At 69.5% G+C, this 21,586-nt stretch carries 23 protein-coding genes and 4 pseudogenes; 19 read left to right on the forward strand and 8 right to left on the reverse strand.

The features are described from left to right. Nucleotides 1–77: 77 nt before the first annotated feature. A pseudogene (locus tag ACFZDK_RS49580) lies at nucleotides 78–197 on the reverse strand (IS5/IS1182 family transposase); the annotation flags it as partial. A gap of 260 nt (nucleotides 198–457) precedes the next feature. Here ACFZDK_RS49580 and ACFZDK_RS49585 point away from each other — a divergent pair. From ACFZDK_RS49585 to ACFZDK_RS49600, 4 genes and pseudogenes are all read left to right on the forward strand, one after another. Then, a complete protein-coding gene (locus ACFZDK_RS49585; RefSeq protein WP_390984262.1) occupies nucleotides 458–1,600 on the forward strand; it encodes an ABC transporter substrate-binding protein in 1,143 nt (380 codons plus the stop codon). Nucleotides 1,601–1,695: 95 nt separating this feature from the next. Continuing rightward, on the forward strand, nucleotides 1,696–2,892 hold the full coding sequence (locus ACFZDK_RS49590; protein ID WP_390984264.1) for a histidine kinase: 1,197 nt from the start codon (nucleotides 1,696–1,698) through the stop codon (nucleotides 2,890–2,892). Further along, nucleotides 2,889–3,551, forward strand: a complete 663-nt coding sequence (locus ACFZDK_RS49595; protein ID WP_390984266.1) for a response regulator — start codon at nucleotides 2,889–2,891, stop codon at nucleotides 3,549–3,551. The genes ACFZDK_RS49590 and ACFZDK_RS49595 overlap by 4 nt, the downstream gene beginning before the upstream one ends. Nucleotides 3,552–3,707: 156 nt before the next feature. After that, nucleotides 3,708–3,848: pseudogene (locus tag ACFZDK_RS49600) on the forward strand (cellulase); the annotation flags it as partial. Nucleotides 3,849–4,215: 367 nt separating this feature from the next. Here ACFZDK_RS49600 and ACFZDK_RS49605 read toward each other — a convergent pair. Further along, nucleotides 4,216–5,412 carry a peptidase S8 gene (locus ACFZDK_RS49605; protein ID WP_390984269.1) on the reverse strand — a complete coding sequence of 399 codons (1,197 nt, stop codon included), beginning with the start codon at nucleotides 5,410–5,412 and terminating at the stop codon, nucleotides 4,216–4,218. A gap of 680 nt (nucleotides 5,413–6,092) precedes the next feature. Between ACFZDK_RS49605 and ACFZDK_RS49610 the strand changes: the two are divergent. Then, a pseudogene (locus tag ACFZDK_RS49610) lies at nucleotides 6,093–6,248 on the forward strand (integrase core domain-containing protein); the annotation flags it as partial. Here ACFZDK_RS49610 and ACFZDK_RS49615 read toward each other — a convergent pair. After that, a pseudogene (locus ACFZDK_RS49615) lies at nucleotides 6,213–6,887 on the reverse strand (FAD-binding oxidoreductase); the annotation flags it as partial. The pseudogenes ACFZDK_RS49610 and ACFZDK_RS49615 overlap by 36 nt on opposite strands. Before the next feature lie 649 nt (nucleotides 6,888–7,536). On the opposite strand from ACFZDK_RS49615, the gene ACFZDK_RS49620 reads away from it, so the two are divergent. From ACFZDK_RS49620 to ACFZDK_RS49650, 7 genes are all read left to right on the forward strand, one after another. Continuing rightward, nucleotides 7,537–7,896: a zinc ribbon domain-containing protein YjdM gene (locus ACFZDK_RS49620; protein ID WP_390984272.1), complete on the forward strand. Its 360-nt coding sequence runs from the start codon at nucleotides 7,537–7,539 to the stop codon at nucleotides 7,894–7,896. Between the two features lie 179 nt (nucleotides 7,897–8,075). Next, nucleotides 8,076–8,417 carry a metalloregulator ArsR/SmtB family transcription factor gene (locus ACFZDK_RS49625; RefSeq protein WP_390984274.1) on the forward strand — a complete coding sequence of 114 codons (342 nt, stop codon included), beginning with the start codon at nucleotides 8,076–8,078 and terminating at the stop codon, nucleotides 8,415–8,417. Continuing rightward, entirely contained in the window at nucleotides 8,414–10,147 is a 1,734-nt protein-coding gene (locus tag ACFZDK_RS49630; RefSeq protein WP_390984277.1) for a SulP family inorganic anion transporter, read from the forward strand. The genes ACFZDK_RS49625 and ACFZDK_RS49630 overlap by 4 nt, the downstream gene beginning before the upstream one ends. Further along, nucleotides 10,144–10,554, forward strand: a complete 411-nt coding sequence (locus ACFZDK_RS49635; protein ID WP_390984279.1) for a pyridoxamine 5'-phosphate oxidase family protein — start codon at nucleotides 10,144–10,146, stop codon at nucleotides 10,552–10,554. The genes ACFZDK_RS49630 and ACFZDK_RS49635 overlap by 4 nt, the downstream gene beginning before the upstream one ends. Beyond that, the gene (locus tag ACFZDK_RS49640; protein WP_390984282.1) at nucleotides 10,554–10,979 is read left to right on the forward strand and encodes an ATP-binding protein; all 426 of its coding nucleotides are present in this window, start codon (nucleotides 10,554–10,556) and stop codon (nucleotides 10,977–10,979) included. The genes ACFZDK_RS49635 and ACFZDK_RS49640 overlap by 1 nt, the downstream gene beginning before the upstream one ends. Before the next feature lie 35 nt (nucleotides 10,980–11,014). After that, nucleotides 11,015–11,428, forward strand: coding sequence for an anti-sigma factor antagonist (locus ACFZDK_RS49645; protein ID WP_390984285.1), 414 nt, complete (start codon nucleotides 11,015–11,017; stop codon nucleotides 11,426–11,428). Nucleotides 11,429–11,803: 375 nt separating this feature from the next. Continuing rightward, complete coding sequence (locus ACFZDK_RS49650; RefSeq protein ID WP_390984480.1) at nucleotides 11,804–12,400, forward strand: right-handed parallel beta-helix repeat-containing protein; 597 nt, start codon at nucleotides 11,804–11,806, stop codon at nucleotides 12,398–12,400. A gap of 366 nt (nucleotides 12,401–12,766) precedes the next feature. On the opposite strand, the gene ACFZDK_RS49655 is transcribed toward ACFZDK_RS49650, so the two are convergent. Further along, entirely contained in the window at nucleotides 12,767–13,687 is a 921-nt protein-coding gene (locus ACFZDK_RS49655) for a LysR substrate-binding domain-containing protein (RefSeq protein WP_390984288.1), read from the reverse strand. 102 nt (nucleotides 13,688–13,789) lie between these two features. On the opposite strand from ACFZDK_RS49655, the gene ACFZDK_RS49660 reads away from it, so the two are divergent. Beyond that, nucleotides 13,790–14,281 carry a GNAT family N-acetyltransferase gene (locus ACFZDK_RS49660; RefSeq protein ID WP_390984290.1) on the forward strand — a complete coding sequence of 164 codons (492 nt, stop codon included), beginning with the start codon at nucleotides 13,790–13,792 and terminating at the stop codon, nucleotides 14,279–14,281. A gap of 159 nt (nucleotides 14,282–14,440) precedes the next feature. Then, nucleotides 14,441–15,214, forward strand: a complete 774-nt coding sequence (locus ACFZDK_RS49665; RefSeq protein WP_390984293.1) for a hypothetical protein — start codon at nucleotides 14,441–14,443, stop codon at nucleotides 15,212–15,214. Nucleotides 15,215–16,112: 898 nt separating this feature from the next. Here ACFZDK_RS49665 and ACFZDK_RS49670 read toward each other — a convergent pair. After that, the gene (locus ACFZDK_RS49670; RefSeq protein WP_390984296.1) at nucleotides 16,113–16,601 is read right to left on the reverse strand and encodes a MarR family transcriptional regulator; all 489 of its coding nucleotides are present in this window, start codon (nucleotides 16,599–16,601) and stop codon (nucleotides 16,113–16,115) included. Between ACFZDK_RS49670 and ACFZDK_RS49675 the strand changes: the two genes are divergently transcribed. After that, entirely contained in the window at nucleotides 16,594–17,046 is a 453-nt protein-coding gene (locus ACFZDK_RS49675; protein ID WP_390984298.1) for a tautomerase family protein, read from the forward strand. The genes ACFZDK_RS49670 and ACFZDK_RS49675 overlap by 8 nt on opposite strands. A 560-nt stretch (nucleotides 17,047–17,606) precedes the next feature. Here the strand turns inward: ACFZDK_RS49675 and ACFZDK_RS49680 are convergent. After that, a complete protein-coding gene (locus ACFZDK_RS49680) occupies nucleotides 17,607–17,885 on the reverse strand; it encodes a DUF6191 domain-containing protein (RefSeq protein WP_390984301.1) in 279 nt (92 codons plus the stop codon). 421 nt (nucleotides 17,886–18,306) lie between these two features. Here ACFZDK_RS49680 and ACFZDK_RS49685 point away from each other — a divergent pair, with 421 nt between their 5' ends. From ACFZDK_RS49685 to ACFZDK_RS49700, 4 genes are read left to right on the forward strand one after another with little or no spacing between them, the layout of a single operon-like run. After that, nucleotides 18,307–18,564, forward strand: coding sequence for a YlcI/YnfO family protein (locus tag ACFZDK_RS49685; RefSeq protein WP_390984304.1), 258 nt, complete (start codon nucleotides 18,307–18,309; stop codon nucleotides 18,562–18,564). A 1-nt stretch (nucleotide 18,565) separates the two neighbouring features. Then, nucleotides 18,566–18,937, forward strand: coding sequence for a toxin Doc (locus ACFZDK_RS49690; RefSeq protein WP_390984306.1), 372 nt, complete (start codon nucleotides 18,566–18,568; stop codon nucleotides 18,935–18,937). Nucleotides 18,938–18,971: 34 nt separating this feature from the next. After that, nucleotides 18,972–19,262: a hypothetical protein gene (locus ACFZDK_RS49695; protein WP_390984309.1), complete on the forward strand. Its 291-nt coding sequence runs from the start codon at nucleotides 18,972–18,974 to the stop codon at nucleotides 19,260–19,262. A 22-nt stretch (nucleotides 19,263–19,284) separates the two neighbouring features. Next, the gene (locus ACFZDK_RS49700) at nucleotides 19,285–19,443 is read left to right on the forward strand and encodes a hypothetical protein (protein WP_390984311.1); all 159 of its coding nucleotides are present in this window, start codon (nucleotides 19,285–19,287) and stop codon (nucleotides 19,441–19,443) included. Nucleotides 19,444–19,986: 543 nt separating this feature from the next. On the opposite strand, the gene ACFZDK_RS49705 is transcribed toward ACFZDK_RS49700, so the two are convergent. After that, entirely contained in the window at nucleotides 19,987–21,267 is a 1,281-nt protein-coding gene (locus ACFZDK_RS49705) for an alpha/beta hydrolase family protein (RefSeq protein WP_390984314.1), read from the reverse strand. Continuing rightward, nucleotides 21,264–21,464 carry a DUF6191 domain-containing protein gene (locus tag ACFZDK_RS49710; RefSeq protein WP_390984316.1) on the reverse strand — a complete coding sequence of 67 codons (201 nt, stop codon included), beginning with the start codon at nucleotides 21,462–21,464 and terminating at the stop codon, nucleotides 21,264–21,266. The genes ACFZDK_RS49705 and ACFZDK_RS49710 overlap by 4 nt, the downstream gene beginning before the upstream one ends. Between the last annotated feature and the right edge of the window lie 122 nt (nucleotides 21,465–21,586).

Genomic DNA, 21,586 nt, shown 5'->3' on the forward strand with positions numbered 1-21,586 from the left:
CCCCGGCCGAGCACGCCCGCATCCCAACGAGCAGCAGGAAGGACCCGGACAAGCACCGCACTTGACCGGCCCCGCCCCTTCATGGATGACGTCATTCGATTCGGGCTGCATCGGGACCTGCGGAAGATGCGCCAGGACTTCAAGCGCGCGACGCCGCGTTCGACCGGCGCTCGGGCAGCGGCCAGTGCCCGGGTGAGGTCTGCTTGGTCTCGGTACTTTTGCCCTTCCGGTGACCGGCTGATGGCGCACGAATGCCGAAGGCGCCGGACCGTCGCAGACACAGTCACTACCGGTTACGGCTGTAACGTCTGTGAGCCTCTGAGTCCATCGAACGGTTGAATCCGGTCTCGGCGTACGGGCGACGCGGAACAGGACTGCGCCCGGCGAGACTTGGCGGGCCGTGGCGCCCGAGTCGCCGACGGCATCGCAGATGAGGCACGAGGAGAGGATTCCCACCATGTCCACGGACTTCAGCAGGCGTCGGCTGCTCGCCGCAGGCGCGGGCGTCGCGATCGCCGGGGCTGCCGCCGGCCAGGCGTCAGCCGCACCGGGCGCCCGGAGTTCCGGGGCTTCCCTGCTCGGCGCCCGCGAGGAGACGCGGTCGCTGGAGGAGCTGTACGAGGCCGCGGTAGCCGAGGGCGGCAAGCTCGTCCTCTACCAGGGTGGTGACGTCGACAGCCAGGCCGTGGGCGTTCGGGCCGCCTGGGCCGCCGCCTTCCCCGAGGTCGACCTCACGGTCGTCGTGGACTACAGCAAGTACCACGATGTCCGCGTCGACAACCAGCTCGCGACCGGCACCCTGGTCCCGGACGTCGTGCAGCTGCAGACCCTCCAGGACTTCACCCGCTGGAAGCGCCAGGGCAAGCTGCTGAGCTATAAGCCCGCCGGGTTCTCCGAGGTCCACAAGGGCTTCAAGGATCCCGAAGGCGCGTGGACGGCGTTGATGGTCATTGCCTTCAGCTTCATGTACGACATCCAGGTCGCCGGTGCGAACGCGCCCAGGACCCCGGCGGACCTGGTCGACGCCCGGTGGAAGACCGCCATCGCGTCCTCCTACCCGAACGACGACGACGCGGTCCTCTACCTCTACTCGCTCTACCAGCGCACCTACGGCTGGGACTGGGTCGCTCAGTTCGCCGCGCAACAGCCGCAGTTCGCCCGCGGCACCAACACCCCCGGCGCCGCGGTCACGGGCAGGCAGAAGACCATCGGCGTCGGCGGCTCCGGCAGCGCGATCTCCAGCTCCACCACCCTGAAGTGGGTGCTCCCGGAGCAGGCCCCCTTCATGGCCTGGGGCCAGCGCGCCGCGATCCTGAAGCAGGCCGCCCACCCGGCGGCGGCCAAGCTCTACATGAACTGGCAGCTGTCCGAGGCCCGCCAGAAGGCCGCCTTCAACGGCTGGTCCGTCCGAGAGGACATCACCCCGAACGCGAGCCTCAAGCCTGTCTGGGACTTCCCGAACGCCCACGTCGACGGCTTCCCGAAGTTCATGGAGGACCGCGCCGAGGTCGAGCGGCTGAAGCAGACCTTCGCCCTGTACTTCGGCGAGGTCAAGGGCGACCCGTCGCCGGGATGGCTGGGCCTGCACCCGGGACGGTGACGGCGGCAGAACGCTGTTTACCGGGGACGTACAGGGCACGCCTTACACTTCTGGCACCGTTGTCAACTGCGTCCGGCCCGTCGCAGGGAGCCAGAGTGTCCCCCACCACCCCCGTCGTACGAAGTCGGCCGGCCCTGCCGACGCGGCGGCTGCCCCACCTGGTCTTCCTGGTCCCGGTCGCGGGTACCCTCGTGCGGCTCGTCGAGCTGAACAGCGAGCTGTGCTGGGCGGTCGCACCGCCCATCGCCGCCCTCGGGCTGCTCTACCTCGCCGGGCCGAGCCGTTGGGACCGTTTCGGCGTCGCGGGACGACCGGCCTGGCTGGGGTTACTGGTGCTGCTGTGGGCCTGGGTGTCCCTCAAGCTCCCGGTACCGCTCGCCTTCGCCTACACATGGCTGGCCGTCCCGCTGGCAGTGCTGGCGCTGCGGATGCCCGGGCGCCGGGTGACGGTGTCGGCGATCGGCGCGATCGCGGCCGGGCTGCTGGCCTCGTTGGTACGGATCGGTGGCGGAGTCGACGCCGACGTGCTGGCGCCCCCGCTCGCCGCTCTCTGCGGCACAGTGGTCCTCTACCGCTCCCAGCAGCGCCTCAACGAGCAACTAGCGGCAACTCGGAACGAGTTGGCGAAGCGTCAGCGCGAGGCCGGGCGGCTCGCCGAGCGGACCCGGATCGCCCGGGACCTGCACGACACCCTCGCCCAGGAACTCGCGGGCAGCCGCATGCTCTTGCAGGCCGCCGAGCGGGACTGGGAGCGCGATCCGGACGTGGCCCTGCGCCAAGTCCGCGCTGTCTCCCAGGCCCTCGGTGCCCACCTGGAGGAGACCCGCACCATCATCGGTGACCTCACCCCGCCCGCCCTGGAGCGGGACGACCTGGAATCTGCCCTGCGCGGCCTGTGCAGCCGCCCCCAGCCCTTTGCCGGTGCGGCGCACACCACCTTCCGCACCGAGGGAGACCCGTACCCCCTGCCCACCGAACGGGCCGTCACCCTGCTGCGTGTGGCCCAGGGCCTCCTTGCCAACGCCCTCGAACACGCCCGGGCAACCCACGTCCACCTCACTCTGGCGTACCAGGACGACAAGGTGATCGTCGAAGTTCGTGACGACGGACGGGGCTTCGACCCGCGGGCCACGCAACCCACCGGCCTCGACCGGGGTTTCGGGCTCGCCGCCGCCCACGACCGCCTGAGCGCCCTCGACGGCAGGCTCACCTTGGACAGCGCAATCGGGCGCGGCACCCGGGTGCGGGCCGAACTGCCCGCTGCCGAGCACGTATTGGCCAGGACACCGTGACCGGGGGCGCCCTGCGGATCCTGGTCGTCGATGACCACGCCGTCGTACGGGCCGGCCTGCGCGCCCTGTTGGACGGAGAACCCGGATTCGACGTGATCGCCGAGACCGGTGACGGCCGGGATGCCGTCCTCCTCGCCCAACGCCTGAGGCCCGACGTGGTGCTCATGGATCTGCGTCTGTCGGACGCCGCCGCCCCGGACGGTGGCTTCGGTGGCATCGAGGCCACTCGCCGGATCACCGCGGTCGTACCGGGCGCCAGTGTCGTCGTCCTGACCAGCTACAGCGGCCGCGGCGATGTCGTCCGCGCCGTGGAAGCCGGCGCCCGGGGCTATATCCTCAAGGCCGGCCCGCCCGAGGAACTGTTCCGCGCCGTGCGTGCGGCGGCGGTCGGCGGCATGGGCCTGGCCCCCGAGGCGGCGGCCCGCCTCGTCGGCCGGACCGCCGACCCGGGACCGGCGCTCAGCAAGCGGGAGACCGAGGTCGTACGCCTGCTCGCCCAGGGCCACAGCAACCGGGCCATCGCCTCGTGCTTGTTCCTCACCGAGGCCACGGTCAAGTCCCACCTGGTCCGGATCTACCGCAAGCTGGGCACCGAGAACCGGGCCGGTACGGTCAGCGAGGCCCTCCGGCTCGGACTGCTTGAACTCGACGCGGGCTGACCGCTCGACGCGTGCTGGCCGCTCGGGGCGGATTGCCGTGCTTGCGGACGTCGGTGGTCACGGTTCATCGGGCGGCGGGTTCCGACGCCACTCTCGGCGCGGACGTGCTCCACAGGTCGGTCGCGCCAGTCCTGGTGGGGTGCCTACAGGGGCGCTATCGATGCGGCGCTCGCCGACGGCATGAAGGTGGTCATCAGTGCCTGGACCGAGAAGATCAGCGTCGGGACGGTCACCGACATGACGGTCTGGAAGGCCATGTGGTCCACCGTGGTCGGTGCCTACGGCAGCAACGGCAACGTGTACTTCGAGCCGCTGAACGAACCCTACGGTTACTCACTGAGCCAGTGGGTCTCGGTCTGCTCCTCCTGGCTCTCCCAGTTCTCCAGCGTCCCGAGAAGCCGGGTCGTCATCAGCGGCACGGGCTACAACGACAACGTGACCGGCGTCGGAGCCTTCTCCGCCCTGAACGGCACACGGCTGTCGCTGCACTGCCGCGGTCGAGCTGATGCCCGACAGTCCGGGAGGTGCTGTTCGCGCTGGAGGCCGGAGTCGGCATGTTCGCCGACTCCGGCCCGGTGGCGCGGCGCGGGTCGGCCAGTGCCGCGGCGAGGCGGTGGTCCTCCGCGCGGTGTACAGAGCCAACCGGCTTACTTCATAAGGCTGTTCAGCCGGTGAAGGCGGTAGTGCCGTTCGGGACGCCGAGGCCGGACGGGCCGTCGTATCCGGTGGTGCCGGTGCAGAGGTAGGAGCCGCCGCAGCTGCCGTTGGAGCCGCTGATGACGTCGTACAGGGCCGAGGTGTGGGCGTACGGGAAGGACGCCGGGTAGGAGCCGGAGGACGGGGCGCCGCCCAGCGCGTAGGTCGCCGCGATCAGCGGTGAGGAGGCGCTGGTGCCGCCGAAGACCATCCAGCCGGTGGCCGAGCGGTAGCTGTCGTAGACCGCGACGCCGGTGTTCGGGTCGGCGACGGCGGAGACGTCCGCCACGGTGCGGTCGGCACAGCCGGTGTCCTTCTGCCAGCTGGGTTTGGCGTCGTACTTGGAGCAGCCGGAGCCCGCCCCGCTCCACACCGTGTCGGTCCAGCCGCGGGAGTTGGAGGCGGTGTTCAGGGACGTACCGCCCACCGCCGTCACGTACTTGGACGCGGCCGGGTACTCCACGCCGTAGCCGCCGTCACCGGAGGAGACGGTGATGGCGACGCCGGGGTGGTTGAAGTAGCTGGAGTCGTAGGTCGCGTCGCTGGAGGACTCGGAGCCGCCGTAGCTGTTGGAGACGAACTTCGCGCCCAGACTGACCGCGGTGTTCACGGCCGTTCCGAGGTTGGTCATGGACGCGGTCTTGGCCTCGACCAGCAGGATCTTGCAGTTCGGGCAGGCCGCACTGACCATGTCGAGGTCGAGGGAGATCTCCTCGGCCCAGCCGGAGTCGCCGCGCGGGTAGCTGGTGCCGCCGTTCTGGTCGACCTTCGTGAAGCAGCCGTTGGCCGTGGTGCAGGCGGACAGGCCGTACTGGGAGCGGTAGACGGCGAGGTCGGACTCGGCGTTGGGGTCGTCGTAGGCGTCGACGATCGCCACCGTCTGGCCCGAACCGCTACTCGCGGAGGGCAGGTTGTACGCCGACTGGAGCGAGGCGGGGCCGTATCCGGAAGGAGCGGCGGCGGCCGCGGTCAGCGCGCTCTCGGCGTGCGCCGACTTCGGGGTGCCCGCAGTGACCTGCAGGGCGTTGCAGGCCATCTCGTCTTTCTTCGTCGGGGCGGTGCAGGCGCGGGCGACGGTGACGCCATGGGCGGGGAAGGCCGTGGCCTGGGCCGCTTGGCCGGCGGGAGCGGCCAGGGTGAGGGCGGCCGTGGCGAGTGTCGCCACGGCGGGGAGAGAAACGATTCTGCGCAACGTACGTCCTCCACGTGGTGGATGAACCGGGAAGGGCTGTGGGGGGTGCGCGGTACGACCTCGGTGCGGGGTGCGCGCCGTGGCTGGGCAGACTGTACGGATGTCGCGATCACGTCAACAAGGTGGATGTTGAAGCAGGGACATTTCTTTGCCTTTTCTGGGAATTGCATGTGCAGTTCCTGGGTGGGTCATGGCTGAAATTCGGGCCGCCATGTCTCGACCGACCTGGGTGACGGTTCGCCCGAGGTTCCGTGGAAGCGCCAGGCCCCTGACGGACAGCGCAATGCGCTCGTGGCTGAGCTGGAACAGCGGGTGTGGACTTGGGGGTTCGACACGCTGCGCGTTGCTGCCCGACGAACTCCGGGACGCCTTGGTCGGCATGGAGCGGGAGAAGCAGGTCGTCGTTGAGCGTGTCGTGCTCCCGCTGGCCGAGTCGGCTCCGCGGAACTCACCCAGCTGTCAAGGCCGGCGAGCTGATTGGACCCGTCAAGAAGAGCGATGTGGGGGCTCTCTCTTGGATTCGTGGCGTGCGAGGTCGAGCGCTCGACGGTAGGCGTGGTGGGCCTCGTCGTCGCGGCCGGCGCCACGCAGGAGCCCGGCGCGGGTGGAGTGGAAGTATCGGTAGTGGTCGAGGCGGTCGAGGATGGCGGTTGCTCTACGCCTGCACCTGGCTGTCCGAAGACCAACGCCGCGAAGCACTCGCCGTCTGGAACATCCACTACAACTACCACCGACCCCACGGCGCAGCCGAAGGTCAACCGCCGGCATCCCGGCTACGCCATGGCGTAACTAACGTCCTGGCCTCCTACAGGCGAGCCAGGCCAGGACATCGGCGACGGTGCGGGCCTCAACCTGTCCGAGCAGCCCGCCGTGGCCGAGGGCGTCGACGAAGCCGGTGTGCCACCGGTCCCGGAACAGGCGCCACTTGCCGGTCTGCGCATCCTGTTCCCAGCGAGGCCGTCCGCGGCGGGTCTCGTCGATGCCCAGGACTGTGACCTGCGGCAGAGGTGCCTCGCCGCCCGCCCCGCCCCGGCAGGCCCAGAAAAGGTCGGCGTTCTCGTCGTCGGCTGCGCGTACCAGGGTCCGTCGGCGAGGACGACACGGGTCTCGGGGAGCCGGTCGCACGTCAGGCCCCACTTGCGATCGTTGAAACCGAGTCCGCCGCCGAGGGTGAGCCCGGCGACGCCCACTCCCGGGTAGCGCCCGCCGGGGAAGTACAGGTTGGCCGCACGGGCCGCGTACACGTCCGAGTTGGTGGCGCCGCCGCCCAGGCGCAGCCGCCGTCCCTGTGGAACCACCGCGTTCAGCGCGCGCAGACCGATCACGAGCCCGGGGGTGGTGGAGTAGCCCGCGTAGTTGTGGCCGCCGGAACGAGCCGCGAACGGCACCTGGTGTCTGTCGCACCACCGGATCGCTGTGGCCACATCGCCCTCGCTCGCACAATCTAGGACACCTGCCGGACGGACGCGTAACGCTGGTTATCGGGCGCCGCCTTCGCCGAGTACTGCGCGGCCCCCGGGCGATACAGAGCGGCGGCCGGGCTGAGACTCCGCCTCAGTTCGCGCCACGCCCCCCGGTTCGACAACCGCGCCTGCGAACGGCGGTAGGGCGGCGGGTGCCGGGGAGAGGGGGCTGGCGGTGGCCCGACCGATGCCGGCCCCCAGCCCGATCAGGCTCCCGTAAGCCGCGACGGCTGCTCCGGTGCACAGTAGTTCTCGTCGGCTTGTCTTCACAGGCGAACCCCTTCGCGGCGGGCCCGGCACCGGACGGCGGGTCCGGACACGAGCGGTCGAGGCACTGATCAGCGGGTCCGGACCCACGATGAGGACGCACGGGGACAGGCACCGACCGTGACACCCGGACGCGCTCGCGATTCACGCAAACGGAGCGAGACACCCGTTGTGCGCGAGACGTACTGGGTGTGGCGGTCCTTGAGACCTCCTGCGGTTGATCCCTGCCTCGCGGCACGCGGCCGAGTTGCTCATTCCCTCCGCCATGAGGCGAAGGCATTGATCCCCCGGTTCGCGGGCCGGAACACAGACCGTTGTCACCCAGCCACGGCCGGTCGCCCCGCCGGGTGCCGGATAGCCTGACGTGATGAACGAGAATCCTCCGCCCTGCCCGAAGTGCTCCTGTGAGTACACGTACGAAATGAACGCCCTGATCGTGTGCCCGGAATGCGGCCACGAATGGGTTCCGGCCGAGGACGTCGCCGAGGGCGGGGACGCCGCCGGGGAGCGTGTCGTCAAGGACGCTGTCGGCAATGTGCTGCAGGACGGCGACAGCGTGGTCGTCGTGAAGGCGCTCAAGGTCAAGGGCAGCCCTTCGGGGATCAAGGCCGGTACGAAGGTGCGCAACATCCGGCTGGTCGACGGCGTCGACGGGCACGACATCGACTGCAAGGTGGACGGTTTCGGGGCGATGCAGCTGAAGTCCAGCGTGGTCAGGAAAGCCTGATCCCAGAGCGAGATTGCGCCGCCGCCGTCCATGACGGGAACACCGCAGCAGACTGATGCTGAATTGCAAAATTTCGCAATTGGTTAGATGCTGTGCTGGCTGTGTTCGCAGGTAGCCGCAGGCGCAGCCTGTCGCGCTCCGCCCCTCAGGGTGGAGCTTGTAGGGGAAGCCGAGGGGTTGTGTCCGTTCCGCTGTACCAGGCCAAGGCCGAGTTCTTCCGGATGCTGGGGCATCCCGTCCGGATCCGGGTGCTGGAGCTGCTCCAGGACGGACCGATGCCGGTACGGGACCTGCTGGCGGCCATCGAGGTGGAGCCCTCCGGCCTGTCCCAGCAGCTGGCGGTGCTGCGCCGCTCGGGGATCGTCACCTCGGCCCGCGAGGGCTCGACCGTCGTCTACGAGCTGGCCGGCGGGGACGTGGCCGACCTGATGCGGGCCGCGCGGCGGATCCTGACCGAGATGCTGGCCGGGCGGAACGAGCTGCTGGCCGAGCTGCGGGAAGCCGAGGTCGCCGCGCGATGACCTCGCGGATCAGCCGGGCCAGGTCCCGGATCACCTCGCTGCTGCCTGCCCGTGCCGACCTGGCGGAGATACGGCGCGACCCGCGCCGGGATCTGCTCGCCGGGCTGACCGTGGCCATCGTGGCCCTGCCCCTGGCGCTCGGCTTCGGCGTCTCCTCCGGGCTCGGCGCCGAGGCGGGTCTGGCGACCGCCGTCGTCGCGGGCGCACTCGCCGCACTCTTCGGCGGATCCAACCTCCAGGTCTCGGGACCGACCGGCGCCATGACGGTGGTCCTCGTCCCCATCGTGGGCAAGTACGGGCCGACGGGCGTCCTCACCGTCGGACTCATGGCCGGCGTGATGCTGATGGCGCTGGCCGCGCTGAAGGCCGGCCGCTACATGCAGTACATCCCCGCCCCCGTGGTCGAGGGCTTCACCCTCGGCATCGCCTGCGTGATCGGCCTCCAGCAGATCCCGAACGCCCTCGGCGTACCCAAACCGGAGGGTGACCGGGTACTGGTGGTGACCTGGCGGGCGGTCCAGGAGTTCGCCAAGTCCCCGAACTGGACCGCCGTCGGCCTCGCCGTCGCCGTGGCCGCCCTCATGCTGATCGGCGCCCGCTGGCGGCCGACCGTACCGTTCTCCATCCTGGCCGTGATCGCCGCGACGGTCGTCGCGCAGGCCGCCGGACTGGACGCGGCGAAGCCGATCGGCGACCTGCCCTCAGGGCTGCCCGCGCCCTCGCTCGCCTTCCTCGACCTCGGCTCCCTGGGCACCCTGCTCGCCCCGGCCGTCGCGGTGGCCGCCCTGGCCGCCCTGGAGTCCCTCCTGTCCGCGTCGGTCGCCGACGGCATGACGGTCGGGCAGCAGCACGACCCCGACCGGGAGCTGTTCGGCCAGGGCTTGGCCAACATCGCCGCCCCGATGTTCGGTGGCGTACCGGCGACCGGCGCGATCGCCCGCACCGCGGTCAACGTCCGCACCGGAGCGAGCTCCCGGCTCGCCGCCCTCACCCACGCCGCCGTCCTCGCCGTGATCGTCTTCGCAGCGGCGCCCCTGGTCTCGAAGATCCCGCTCGCGGCCCTGGCGGGCGTGCTGCTGGCCACTGCGATCCGCATGGTCGAGGTCGGCTCGCTGAAAGCCATGGCGAAGGCCACCCGCTCCGACGCGCTGATCCTCGTCCTGACCGCCGCCGCGACCCTCGCCCTCGACCTCGTGTACGCGGTCGTCATCGGCCTGGCCGTGGCGGGCGCCCTCGCCCTGCGCGCCGTCGCCAAGCAGGCCCGCTTCGACCAGGTACCGCTCGACCGGGGCGACCACAGCGCCGAGGAACACGCCCTGCTCGCCGAGCACATCGTCGCCTACCGCATCGACGGGCCGCTGTTCTTCGCCGCCGCCCACCGCTTCCTGCTGGAGCTGACCGAGGTGGCCGACGTTCGGGTCGTGATCCTGCGCATGTCCCGGGTGTCGACGATGGACGCGACCGGTGCCCTCGTCCTCAAGGACGCGGTTCAGAAGCTGCGGCGCCGTGGCGTCACCGTCCTCGCTTCCGGTATACGCCCTGGCCAGCGCCGGGTCCTGGACTCCGTCGGCGCGCTGGACCTGCTGCGCCCCGAGGGCCGGGAGTACGCCACCACGCCCGAGGCGATCCGCGCCGCCCGCGACCACCTGGAGACGGCCGGAGTCCTGCCCGCCCTTCCCGTCCAGCGGCCCCGAACCGCCGGCACCGCCACCGAGGAAGCCCTGCGATGAGCACACCCTCCGCAACTCTCCGCATGGTCGAGGTCTCCGGTGCGGAGGCCCTGTGGCTGCTGGAAGGCAGCAGCCTGGGCCGGCTCGTGTACGCGCAGCGGGACCTGACCGTGATCCGGCCCGCCCGGCACGTGTGGGATTACGGCCGCCTGATCGTTCGTACGCCTGCTGCGGCGGCAGCAGTGACCGCGACGGCGACCTACCACGCGGAGGAGATCCGCGCCGTGACCGGCACCGGCTGGACGGTCACCGTCTGCGGCCCGGCCGAGGTCGTCACGGACGCTGACGAGGCCGCCCACTACTGGCGCACCCTGACCGGCGGCTGGTCCCACGGCCCGCACGACACCCTCCTGCGCCTGCACCCCAAGACCGTTGCCGGATTCCGCCTCGTCCGCGCGGAGGCGTGATGTCCAGGCAGCTCGAAGCCCTGCCCCTCCGGCACGTGCTGACCCTGCCCACCGAGCCGTCCGCCGTCCGCATAGCCCGAGAGACGGCCGAGCAGGCCCTGGTCGAGTGGGGAATCGGGTTACGCCATCCCACGGTGGACCCTGCCCTGCTGATCCTCAGCGAGCTCGTCACCAACAGCGTCCGGCACGCCGCCGTCCTCTCCCCGACCGTGACCGTGATCTACGCGTCGGGACCGGACTGCCTGGCCTTCGCCGTCCACGACCGCCACCCCTACCAGCCCCCGCTGTACGGGGCGATCACCGGCACCAGTACCGGCGGCCTGGGAACCGTCATGGAGCTCACCCTCGCCCTGGGCGGCACCGCGGTGGTCCGCGCGGATGCCGACGGCCGGGGCAAGAGCATCTGGATCACCCTTCCCCTCTGACTTCGACGAGCCGCACACGCAAGGAAGTTCCCCCCATGACCATCGACTGGCGCTACACCGTCGAGGAGAACCTCGGCATCCTCTCCGTCGCCGGACACCTCGGCCCGGACGCGGTCCGCCGCTTCACCGGCGCCGTCGGCTGGACCCTCGCACGGGGCACCGGACCGGTGATCGTGGACCTGACCGAGCTGCGCGGCTGGTCGGCCGAGGGCCAGCTGGCGATAGCTGAAGCCGCGCGCCGCCTGACGGAGGCCGGCCGTAGCCTGGAGCTGGCCGCCATCCCCGCCGACGGCTCCCTCGTCCCGACCGGGGACGGCCCGCCGATCCCCGTGCACGCCGACCTCGCCGCCGCGCTCGCCACACACCACGCAGAACAAGGGAAGCAGGTGCAGGGGCATCACGAATGGCGCACCACCGGATGGCCCAGCGGAGAGCAGGCGGACACATAGCCCGCAGTCGCGCACGCCGACGGGGTCGAGGACTCGGGACTTGAACTGCCATGCGATGCCTGGCAGTTGACGGTACCGAGAGGTAACCGCCGTGTCGTGGGTGGATCCTGTGCCGGTCCCCTGGAAAGCCGCCCTCGCAACGCTCGGCGCTGCGTACACTGCGTGACCGTTGCAGGACCACGTGCGCACGTGGTGGGGCGAGGAGTGTGGCGGTACTCGTGACACCGAAGACTGGGGACCGGATCGCGCGCCGGTATCTGTTGCAGGACACCCTCGGCTTCCCGCGCGACCGCATCCCCCCGACTGGTCATCACCCGGGGCGGCACCGCCGGCCACTCCGCCGTCTACCGCGGCTACAGCCGCACGGTCACGGGCATCACCGTCGAGGCCGATCACGTCGTCGTCGAGGGCTACACACTCGACAGGCCGACGGCACCGGGCATAGAGATCACCGGCCACGACATCACCGTAGAGAACAACACCGTCACCCGCCCGCCCGGCGGCGACGGCCTGCGCTTCTTCGGCACCGACCTGAAGATCCTGCACAACACCATCCTCCGCACCTCCAACCGCTACGGGCACGCCGACTGCATGCAGACCTTCGCCGACGACACTCCGCCCAGCCGCCGCGTGCTGATCGAGGGCAACCGGTGCGAGGGCATCGACAACATGTGCCTCATGGCGGAAAGCCCCCACGACGGCGAAGGTGACGGGCACGGCCATAGCTCGGACCTCACCATCCGCGACAACTACTGCGAGACGCTGAAAGCCTCGCGGACCCTGATGTTCGAGGACGTCCAGCACGCCACCGTCACCGGCAACACCTTCGGCGCCGCCATCGGCCTCGCCATCCACTCCACCGGCGCCCACGTCAGTGGCAACAAGGCCAGCCCCCGCATCCACTACGAGGTCGGCATCGATGCCTCCTCCCGGCCGGGCTGCACCGGCCCACGACCGGGGGGCGCGCCCTGAAGCTCCGGGGAGGGTGACGGCCGGGGCCTTCGAACGACGGCGGCACGTCCCGCGTCATGTTCCGACACGGCTGCCCGCCGAGACGTCCCACCGTCGCCGATGAAGTCCGTCTCGGCCTGGCGAACGGCCAGGAGAACGCCCTCGCGACATCGAGTCCCCTCCCGGACGAGGAACGTCGTTCTGTTCCGTGGCCAGTTCGATCAACTCGTCGGCGGCGTCCGGGTCGCCCCGATCGATGCGCTCGCGCAGAGCGGTCACTTCGGACCGGTAGGAGTGGTGGGGCTGGTCGGCCTCGGTCGTCATGGGACTCTCCCTGGCTTTCGGGGCTACGAGTCGGAGTGGGGCAGCTTGCCGGCGGCGCGTAGTTCATCGCGGTGCGCGTGCCAGGTCGTGGCCGCGACCTGTCACGGACTCGGATGCTGCGATGAAGGCTCGTACCAGGGGACGGTTGTCTCCTCGGCGGGTGACCATGAAGATCCGGCTCGCTGTGGGAGGCCCGTCGAGTTCGAGACGTCGGGCGCCTGGGGGGAGCAGCGTCGTGACGCTGTAGGGGGCGATGGTGACGCCAAGGCCGGCGGCGACGAACATGATGATGGTGTGCCAGTTCGAGCACTCCTGCGCGACCTGGACGTCGATGCCGGCATCCCGCAGTGGCTGCGTGTTGAGGTCGAACGCCTGAGCTCCTGCTGTACGCGGGAACAGGATCAGCGGGTCAGTGGCCAGCGCCGTTGCTTCCACATGGTCACCCCGTGCGGCGGGGTGCTCGGTGGGGATGACGGCGACAAACCGTTCCGTCGTCAGCAGGGAAAGGTCGATATCGTCTCGCTCCTCGGCATCCCGCACGATCCCGACGTCGGCTGTGCCCCGCTCCAGGGCTGCCAGGACGTCGACGGTGAAGCCGTCGTGCAGCTTGATCTGGACGTCTGGGCGGCGGCGGGAGAATTCACGGAGCCGTTCGCTGACGATCGCGGTGGCGGAGGTGATGAAGGCGACATCCAGGCGGCCGGCCTCGCCGCGCCCGACACGGCCGGCCTCGTCGAGGTCGGCCGCCAGACGGCCCAGAAGGTCGCTCGCCCGTGGCTGGAACGTCGCTCCCGCCTCTGTGAGGCGGACGCTTCGGGAGGTCCGCCGGAACAGCTCAACCCCGACAACCTTCTCGAGCTGCCTGATCTGCTGGGACAGAGCCGGCTGGGCGATGTTCAGCCGCTGGGCGGCACGGCCGAAGTGGAGTTCCTCAGCCACGGCCAGAAAGTACCGCAGATGGCGGAGCTCGATGCGCTGATCCATAGTTCAAACTTATCAATAGAGGCTATCGCTTGTATTGGACATATGAGTGAGTGGGGCTGGAGGCTGCTCACGGGAAGCTGCACCCGAAAGGAAACCCGCCTCATGCCGCGCACATCTGCCCCGACCGTGGTCTCCTCGATCGCCTCACAGAGTGATGCCGACGCGTTCCGCGCGTTGAACGAGGAATGGATCTCGCGCCTGTTCGCCCTGCAGGAAGAGGACCGGGCGGTTCTCGGAGATCCGTTCGGCCGCATCGTGGGCCTGGGCGGCGACGTGCTCCTGGCCCACGAGCCCGGCAGCGGCACCGTCGTCGGATGCGTCGCGCTTCTGGCCCACCCGGACGCCGTGCTCGAGTTGGCGAAGATGGCCGTGGCCCCCGCCGCGCAGGGCCGCGGCATCGGCCGCCAGCTCATAGCCGCAGCGATCGACCGTGCCCAGGCACTCGGTGGGGCTCGGCTGTTTCTCGGCACGAACAGCAAGCTGGCTGCCGCCATCCACCTCTACGAGGAAGCCGGGTTTGTCAGGATCAGCCGCAACCGTCTCCCGGTGGCCGACTATTACGCCCGCGCCGACATCCTCATGGAACTGAAGTGACGCCCCGGCCCAGAGCCCGGAATCTGCTTCGCCACGGCTGTCTTCACCAGCACGTCGGTTCCCTTGTTTCGATCCCAGCCCCAAGTACCGGCCCCATAGCCGATCTTGTGGGGCCGACGGCCCAGCTGCATGGTTTCCCCCGTGACTGAAGGAGCAGACATGTTCAGCGACCTCGGCCCGGTGGTCAGCCGGCACGCGGTGGACCACCGGAAGCGATGGGAGAACGCAGGCCGCGCACTGCTTATAGCCATCCCGTCCGGCTGGCTGGGCGTGTGGGGCTGGTCGGCAACCGGCGAGGGGTCGGCAGGCAGCAACAAGGCGATCGGTCTATTGCTCGGCCTTGCGCTGGGCGCCATAGCGATCGCGGCGACCCAGATCGCGCGGGCCCTGCGCGGCGAGCGCGGCGAGTACTTCGAGGTGCGCCAAGGGGGCCTGATCCACGGATCCCAGCGGGGAGCCGCGGGCTGGTCCTGGAACCGCGTCACCTCGCTTCACGTCGACGGCGACGCGGTGAACGGCCTCGCGACCCGACTCGGCAACGGCTACCGCATTGAGATCGACCTCGACGACGGGACCCGGCTGTGGGCTGACGGGCTCACCGAACGCGCCGACGACCTGGGACGCGCCCTGCTGACGCAGTGCCCGCACGTCGCTCTGAAGCCGCGGATCCCCTGGTACGGCCGGGCGGGCAGGTGGCCGCTGGCAGGGGCCGCGGCCTGCGCGACAGCGATCACCGCGATGATCTTCTACATCGCGGATCACCCGGACAAGGAACACCGGATCTCCGCCGGTGAGGGCATGACCATGGTGCAGAGCACCGAACCGGGCATCAGCGAGGCAGGCTACGCCTTTCTGACCTTCGGCATGCTGGTGTGCGCCATCACCGCGATCACCCTCATCGTCGCCTACGTACGCGGCAGGGCGTATCGCTGAACCGCATGGTGCACAGCACCGCCTCCTCGTGGTTACACGGGAGCCGCCGGAAGAACCCTGCCGCGGCTGTACACAGGGCGCGCGATGAGGGCCGTCTCGTGCGGACAAGGCAGGTCGGCCACCTGCGACGCTCAGAATGGCCAACTGAAGCACTCAGTCACAAGATTCTGAGCCGAGGCACGGCAGTTGTCACATAGGCAGGCTTGTTGTCACCCGCCACGTTCCGCATCGCTCCCGAGCACGTCGTCGGCGTGGCTGGTTTCACGTCCGTGGCATCCTCCGGATCGCGCTCGGCCTCATGCGATCCAAAGGAAAGCGGATCCTCCGGGCTGTTGGCAGAGGGGTCCGACACATGGGCGAGTAGACGACGTACGAGCTCGCGGTCCAGCTTTCTACGGTTCCTGGTCAGGTCGGCGAGGTGCCCTCGGACCTCGCTTGTCTCTTCAGCGGTCAGCGACCGGTCCGGCGTGGCATCAGGAGCTGACGCGGAAGCTGCGGCGCCGGGGGTAGCGCCCGCCGCACCAAGATCCGGACACAGCACAGGCCCTGTCACGCTCCCTGAAAAAAGTGTGCCAGGCTACCTCGAATACATCCGCGTATTGTCCTGTCTCAGTGAAGTTAGTCGTCCGCACCTCGCTGATCTGCGTGGACTGCATTGGGTAAGACGCGGGGACTTGGTTCGTTGAGGCAAATCTCGGGGACCGGGACCGAACAGGCTGAGTGCTGTCCGGTCTCAGGTCGGGCTTCCGCTGTACTGGTCGGGCCGTCAGGTCCTGTCGCTGGCGACTTCTGAGCCGTCCATGTCGTCACGGACGGACTCGCGTGATCAGTCCGTTGTTGGTGAGAAGCGAGAGCGGCTGTGTCGGCAGGCCATGCTATGCAGACTCCGCCAACCCCGCTAACGCGGCTGCGCGTTCCGATGCTGGTCGCCCGCCTGCTCCAGGGCGGCCTCGTAGGCGTGCAGGGCGGTGATGACTGTGGCGCGTTCCGCGGGGTCGAGACCGCGCATGACGCGTTCCCAGGCAGAGGCGCTGCCGGAAAGCCATTCGCCGATCGGTGTGGCGTAGGCGGGGGCGATGGCGACGATGCGGCGGCGGCGGTCGACGGGATCGGCAGTGCGCTGCAGGACGCCCAGCCGCGACAGCTCGCTGACCATGAGGCTGACGGTTGTCGGGGCCACCTCCAGCCGGGCGGCCAGGTCGTTGACGCTGGTGGGGCCGTCGTACTCCAGGTGGGCCAGCAGCGCGAGATGTCGCGGTGCCAGGTCCAGGCCCTGGAGCGCCGGAGGGATGGGCAGGCGCTTGGCGCGGCCGACAAGCCGTGGCATGAGCAACAGCAGGGTGCGGACAGCCTCATTGACGGCTGGACCGTCCGATTCCGTGGACATCGGCGACCTCTTCCAGATACCTTTAAAAGCAAAGGCTTTGGATTCAAAGGGAACGAGGTCAACTATGCCGCATCTGACCGTCCACCTTCCGGAGAACAGGCTGACCGGTAAGGAACCCATGCTCGTCGCCGCATTGACCGACGCTGTCGTCGACGTCTATGGCGAATGGGCCCGCGACCTCGTAAGTGTCCGCCTGGCCGGAGTCCCCGCGGGCCGTTTCGCGCGGGGTGGCAAGGCCGTGGATACAAACGCCTCGGTGATCTTGGGCGTCCGCGCCGGCGTCTTCGAACGCCCCGACGCCGCTCAGATCACTGTGCGCCTCGGCACCGCGCTCACCGACGCGATTACGCGCGTTGTCGGTGATGACCTGCGCGCCGGCACCATGGTCGAACTCGTGGCGTCACCGCCAGAGCGTACGTTCGTCGGCGGTGCCCTCGCCGTGTGACTCTCCGGCCTGGGCGCAGCGCAGGCGCGTCACCTCGAACGCCTCGACGTCCTTCGGATCAGCTCGTCCGCACGAACATCGACCACCACCGCCGAGCTTTCCGTGCAGCGCACGAAGTAACCCGGGGCGCGCCGACGCTCCCGCTCCAGCCGCGACTCGAGGCCGACGTACCGCCCGGTCGTCGCCGCCCAGTACCAGCCCGGGAAGTGACGCTCACCGCGCGACCAGCGAAACGTACGTACAGGATCAACATCCTCGAACCGGCCCGTCACACAGCCCCGCAGCGGACGCCGGCGACGCCCATGCGCCGCGTCCACGTTCGACAACTCGACGCGCGGCCCTGCCTGATCCACCTCAGCCGGTTCAGCCATCCAGCACCCCCGGCGCGCTCAACCGCGCGACCAGGTTCGCTGAGACGGAAGCCCGAACGACTCGGTTCGTTGAGGAAACGACTCGGTTGAGTGAGACAGGACACGTATGTCCGACTTACAGGCCGATGAACCCCCCTGTCCTGTGGCAGCGAACCTTGAGTTTGTGGCATCGGAGGTTGAGTGAGCCTTCTACTGGCTGGAGCGAGGCATCCGGACGACCGCGGTCCCTCCGTCCAGATCGACCGTTGTCCTGTTCGGCGGAGCCCCGTCATCCTTGTTGTCCGGTAGGACCAGGGCCGCCTGCCGCTCCTTCAGCTCGTTCTGCTTGCCCGGCGAAAGGCTCGCGTGCAGCTGCTCGAACCCGGTCGCTGATATCTGGCCCTGACGTCCGCTGTTCCGCCATGGCAGCACTCCGGCCCGTCCCGCGCGCAACAGCAACTGGTCAACAAAGGCCAGCAGGGTCAGCACGACGACGAGCCGGACACCCCCTCTGTGGGCGGATTTCGCGGACGGAGCTTGACACTCGTGATCTTGCTTCGCGTGTCCTCGTGTGCGATACGGAACGAAGTCAGCCCGGGGCCGTGAAGGTCCTCACGTCCTGCTCCCGCAGGGGGCAGGCACTGATCAGTCCGGCGATCTGTGTCATCGACCCCGTGTTCTGCCTGGTGGACACGCCTTCTGTGTCACTGATCAGCCGATCTGTGTCATGTCCGCCAGTGAGACCCAGCACTGGGGGGCGGGCCTGGGGCCTGGGTCCGGTGATTTCCCTGGTCGACGCGGTCCGGCTGGGCGGCTGGCCCCTGGGTCCGCGTTGGCTCGGGGCAGTCTCTTTCGGAGTGATTCTGCGGAATCCGTACCCGTGCTGTACGCCCTGCTGTACGTTCGGGGTATGTCGAAGTCAGTGACGATCCGGGTCCCCGAGGACCTCCACGCGCAGCTGCAGGAGCGGGCCGAGGCCGAGGGCACCACGGTCACCGCCCTTATCACCGAGGCCGCGCGTAACGCGGTCCGCGACCCCCGTCTCGAAGGTGCCGCGGACGTCTTCCGCCAGTTCGTCGCCAATAACGCGGACGCGTTCGACGCGGCGTTCCCCGACGACGCCCCCGCCCGCCGGGACGCTGCCGAGGCCCCGGGGCGGGCGGCCTGAGGTGGAACTCCACATCGACATCCGCTGGCTGCTGGAGCGCCAGGCGGAGGTGCTGCCCAAGCACCCTGAGGTCCACGACTTCTCCAATCTCGTGGCCGCCATCGCCCGGCACCGCGTCAACACCCCGCAGGTCGGCGCCACCGTGGACAACGCCTGGCGCGCGGCCGCGCTGATGCACGCCGTCATCCGGTTGCGCCCGCTCCCGGCCCGCAACGCCCTGTACGGCGCCGCGATCGTCGTGTCCTACATGGACGCGGCGGGTGAGGCCGTCGACCCGCCGTACGGCGCGTTGATCGACCTCGCTCGGGACATCGACGCCGGCCGCGCCGACGGGTACGACGCGGCCGACCGCATCCGCTCCTGGCAGATCTGACACCGGCCCGGCGCCGGGAAGAGGGGGAACGGTCGTGGCGGACCAGGACGACCCGCAGGAGGTCGCGCGGCTGCGCTACCGGCTGTACGTCGACGCGCTGCGGGCCCGGATGCCCCAGGCGCAGTTCGACCTCCTCATGGAGGCCATCCGGCTGTGGGCCGCGCACGGCGGCGGCACGGCCCGGCTGCGCTTCGACACCGAGGAGGAGAGGGAGCTGTCCACCCCCGAGGTGCAGCAGGAGCTTGCTCAACCTCATGGGGCTGCTCGGTGCGCTGCAGCCCGGGCACGAGAACCGCGCCGACCACGTCGTCGCGCAGCTCGGTGACGGCGAGCACACCAAGGGCGCCATGTCCCTCGTGCCGCCCGATGTCGCTGCCGACGCCGACCAGCTTCGTGCCCTGCGCGACCGCATCGACGCCCAGCAGCGCCAGCGCCGCCTGGACCAGCAGGAAGTGGAGGGCATCGCCCGCGCCTCGGGGATGCCCGAGGCTGAGGACGACGCCTGAGGGCGTACAGCAGGCCGCAGACGGCCTTGCACCCCAATAGGGGTTAGTACAGGTAGTACCTATGTGCGGGTTGTAGATCGCTCCCCTTGAGAGCGAAGCTCGCGACGCGGGACCTGATCATCTGGTTCACCTGTGACGACGACCCGTCGGCGTCCGGCGCGCATGATCCTTCCCGGCCTCGTACGGCCGCCTGCGGCGTTCTGAGGCCCTTCCGGCTCTCGAGAGCGGTGATCACAAGGCCCTCCGAGGCGCTGTCAGCGCCATACAGCGCCTCGGAGGGCCGGAAGCCCTGCTGATCCCTCGTGGCGAGTCCACGATGGGTGCGGTTCCTGAGCTACACCCTTCCTCATTTGGACCTCGCGGCGCATCAATGTCCACCCATGTCCACCCACTCCTCGTGCCGTACAGGCGGCCGGCAGTCCCCACCGCTGTCCGTCTTCGCTGACGTGTTCGGCGGGGACAGCAAGAGGTTCTTCACCGTGGTTCTTCGCCACCGGGGCGCGTGGACCGCGGCGCGGGACGTGAGCGCCGCGGTCCACGGTTTCATCGAAGGAACTTCACCTCTGGGAAGGCTGCGCTCGGGCCGTCGAGCAGATGCCTTTGGCGGTGTCGCAAGTGTAGGTCGAAGAAGGCGAGCGGGTATGCCTGTTGGATCCGTACCGACCGGGCCGGGGCGAGGGTGCCGATCATGTCCTGGACCTGCTGGTCGGTCATGCCGAGGATTTTGCCTGCCTGCGGGATCAGCGTCGCGTTGTCGCCGTATGACTGGTGGATGGCCCCGTCGGCCTGGATGTTGAGCCGCCAGCCGCGAAGGTGCGTCCAGAACTTGGCGACGTCCGGCATGGCGGCCCGGGTGAAGATGGCGGTCATCATCATGAACGGCCGGTCCAGGTCGGCGGTGATGGTCGGCTGCATGGGGCCGTCGATGCTGAGCCCGGCTCTGACGCGTCGGTCGGCGAGCATGGTGAGCGCGGTGGCGGTGCCGCCCTTCGACCAGCCGAACGCGCCGATGCGCCGCGGGTCGAGGGCGCCGAGCAGGCCGGGCGGCAGTGGTTTGCCGTCGAAGTCGGGGTTGCGGCCGGCGGCGAGGTCCTCCACGCAGTCGAGCAGGAACCGGAGGTCCGCGGAGTAGTCCTTTGGGAACATCGGGACGTCGTCCGGGGTGAGGACCCGGCCGTCGGGGAACTCGGTGAACGCGTCGTGGGTATGGTCGACGGTGACCACGGCGTAGCCGTGGCTGGCGAGTTCCTGGACGATGATGGTGTGGTCGGCGCGGTGGCTGCCCGAGCCGTGCGAGTACACGATGATGGGCAGGCGGTGGCCCGTACCGTGCACGGGCGCGCCCACGCGCCCGGCGGTGAGCGGGCCGAGGGCGGGGTCGAGGGGGAAGCCGGCGTCTGTCAGGAACGCCCGCAGCGCGCCCTCGGTCATCCAGGGGGCACGCGGCAGGTCCTCCGTCCTGCGGGAGGGGTACCAGACGCTGGCCATCAACTCGCGATGACGCCCCGGGCCGGCCACGGGATCCGGGCGTGAGGTGTCGACGAGGTGGAGCGGCACCATGCCCACCGGGTGCGGTCCGGTGGGCGGAGGCAGGGTGAGTTGCACCGGGCCGGAGGCGGTCTGAGCCGCCCACGCGCGGGATGCGACGCCGAGCGGCACGGCAGTCCCGATCCCAGCGGTCAGCGCTGCCCCGAGCATGCGACGGCGCGTCATTGGTTTTCGGCTGTTGGACGCCGTGACGGTCATGAATCCTCCCGAGTCTGGGTTTCTTGGTCGGAACCGGGCTCGCAGCCCGTGGCGCTGGGTGTGGGACGGCATGGTCATGGCCTCGCGTCCGGTCCTCGACGTCGCTCTGCCGAGGCGGCTGTTTTCGGGCCGATCCTGATGTGGACGATGCCGCTGTCGAGGTCGATCGGCCCGCGGTAGGGGTCGCCCTCGTCGTCGCGCATCCACTCCAGGCGCTGTCGCTCCTCCTGAAAGTGGCGGGCGCTCGGCAGGAAGACCTCTTCGAGGATGTTCACCGCAGGACACTGCCTTGATCGGGCCGAGGTTCCCGACGCCGACCAGACGGATGGTCTGAAGGGACGCACATCATCAAGGCTCCTGGCTGTGGATTCAGAGACAACCGTTGTCGTGCTGCGAA

Source organism: Streptomyces sp. NPDC007901, assembly GCF_042959465.1.
Lineage (GTDB): Bacteria > Actinomycetota > Actinomycetes > Streptomycetales > Streptomycetaceae > Streptomyces.